At 61.0% G+C, this 2,144-nt stretch carries 2 protein-coding genes; both read right to left on the bottom strand.

All coding sequences use genetic code 11. The features are described 5' to 3' along the window. The coding region (locus tag JNL55_RS36225) for a serine hydrolase domain-containing protein (RefSeq protein WP_293866622.1) at nucleotides 1–986 on the bottom strand (986 nt) is incomplete at its 3' end. 44 nt (nucleotides 987–1,030) lie between these two features. Continuing rightward, on the bottom strand, nucleotides 1,031–2,144 hold a 1,114-nt coding region (locus JNL55_RS36220), incomplete at its 5' end, for an amidohydrolase family protein (RefSeq protein ID WP_293866619.1).

Here is a 2,144-nt window from a genome sequence, read left to right as displayed (position 1 = left end):
ACTGCCAGATCGAATCGACAATCCTTGTAGATTCCCATGCCCAGTCCATAGACGCCTGCAGTGGCGCACGAACTCGGATCGGCGGGCCGGGCCGCGGACAAACCTGGATGGCTCGTTGCTTGTGCCAGCTGACGTCGTGATTGCGGAGACAGAATGGCGGAGTTCGCAGCACCACGATCACCCCATGCGCTCAACAGAAAATCCACATAGGCCACATAGTCACGCGCACTGGTGTGCAACCCCCCTATCGCAGCGAAAGCACCATCGGCGAGCACCGGCTCCTCGCGCCATGCGCCATCTTCATAGCGATAGCCATGCGCCCGTCGCTTGGCATCGATATCCGCAGCCTGCCACCCGGACGACTTCATGCCCAACGGTTGCAGGAATTGGCTCCGAACATAGTCTTGATAGCGAACGCCCGACGCGTTGCTGACGATGCGGCCCAGCAGTGCATAACCGTAGTTGGAATATTCAAACCCAACGCCCGGCGCACGCACCATGGGAATGCCGGCACTGATCATTTTGGAGAACTCGACTTCCGGCATGGCCAGCTGACGATCTGCCCACGGATCGTCCGTAACGAAGCCGGCGGTATGCGCCAGCAGGTCGGCGACACGAATCTTTACGATGTCGGCATCCGGACCCGCATTCTTTCCAAGCTGTGGCACCCAGCGCGCGGCTGTGTCATCGAGCGACAGCTTGCCGGCATCACGCAGTTTCAACACCGCCAACGCCGTGACGCTCTTGGTCATCGAGGCGATTCGAAACACCGTGTCGATGTTGACCGGTTGTCCGGATTCGACTTGACCGACGCCGAGCCCTCGGCAATGAACCAGCTGACCGCCTCGCACGATGCCGTAGATCATGCCGGGGATGTGCTGCTCGCTGGCGAAAGATTCGAAGAGGGGATCGACGACGGTATAGGTGCCATCGTCCGCACGGCAGTCAGCAACGCTGTCGGCCGCCTGGGCACCGACTCTATACATCGCAACCAGGCCACACAGCAGCCGGCACCGAATTCCATCAATCATTATTTCGACACTCCGAGAGATTCGCGCTGTTCGGCCAGCTTCAAATATCGATCACGCAATTCGCTCTGACGGGAGCGCATCTCGAGCGCCCGCCCGCCGATCCAAACCTGCTCCGCCACACTGGTCACGTCCAAGGGATCGCCGCTCCATAACACCAGATCCGCTACCTTGCCGACGGCAATACTGCCGCGCAGGTGACTGACGCCGAAGATACGCGCGGGATTGGCTGTAACCGCCGTCAGCGCCGAGTGCCAATCGAGACCTTGCGTCACTGCGTTACCCGCACTCTGCAAGATCTTGCGAGCATCGAATGCAGCGTTAGGAACCGTGAACGCGATCAGAACCCCAGCCCGTTGTAATAGCGCTGCATTATCGAGCCGAGCATTCAGGCTATCGAAGTTCCCAGGCAGATTCTGCAGGGGATCGAGAATCACCGGCACGCCAGCCGCGGCCATCTCATCGGCGACCAGCCACGCCTCCGCGCCGCCGATAATCACCAACTTGAAGCCGACTCGTTGGGCAAACGCGATGCACTGACTGATGTCGGTTGCCCGATCAACCTGAGCAACGACGCGTCCGCCATCCAGATACGTTCGAAAGGCCGCGCGTCCCGCGGTAGATAGCAACTCACTTTGCTCGGACGATGAGGGCTTGCGCGTCTGCGCGATGGCTTGCTCCAACAACAGCAATTGTCCAGCGCGGCTGCCGCCCGAAAGCGCAGCCACATCGGCGCCCAAGTCGATGAACAGTGTGCGGCTGTTCGCCATAGCGACTTGCGCCGTGCCATCGAGGGTGACAGCGCCACCCTGCCCCGCAACGAAACTGCCGCCAGCATCCGGCGCGAGCATGGTCCACGTGATGCCTTCTACCCGCGCGATGGGAATGGTAAATGAGCGCGGATTGAATGCACGAGTGACATCGAACTCCGCGACGAACTGCGGTTCTTGCGGCGAACCCAGTGTCAGTCGCGAATCGCCGGTGACCGTCTCGTCGATCCCCAGACCGCCAACACCACCAAACACGCCAGGCGTAACCGGCCGGCCCGCCGCCTCGACGATGTGAGTTCCCAGCGGTACAGCTAAACTCCGTCCGACCGCAGCGATTCGACCCGAG

The sequence above is a fragment of the Steroidobacter sp. genome (assembly GCF_016790065.1).
GTDB lineage: Bacteria > Pseudomonadota > Gammaproteobacteria > Steroidobacterales > Steroidobacteraceae > Steroidobacter.
This window is presented reverse-complemented; position numbering and strand designations above follow the sequence as displayed.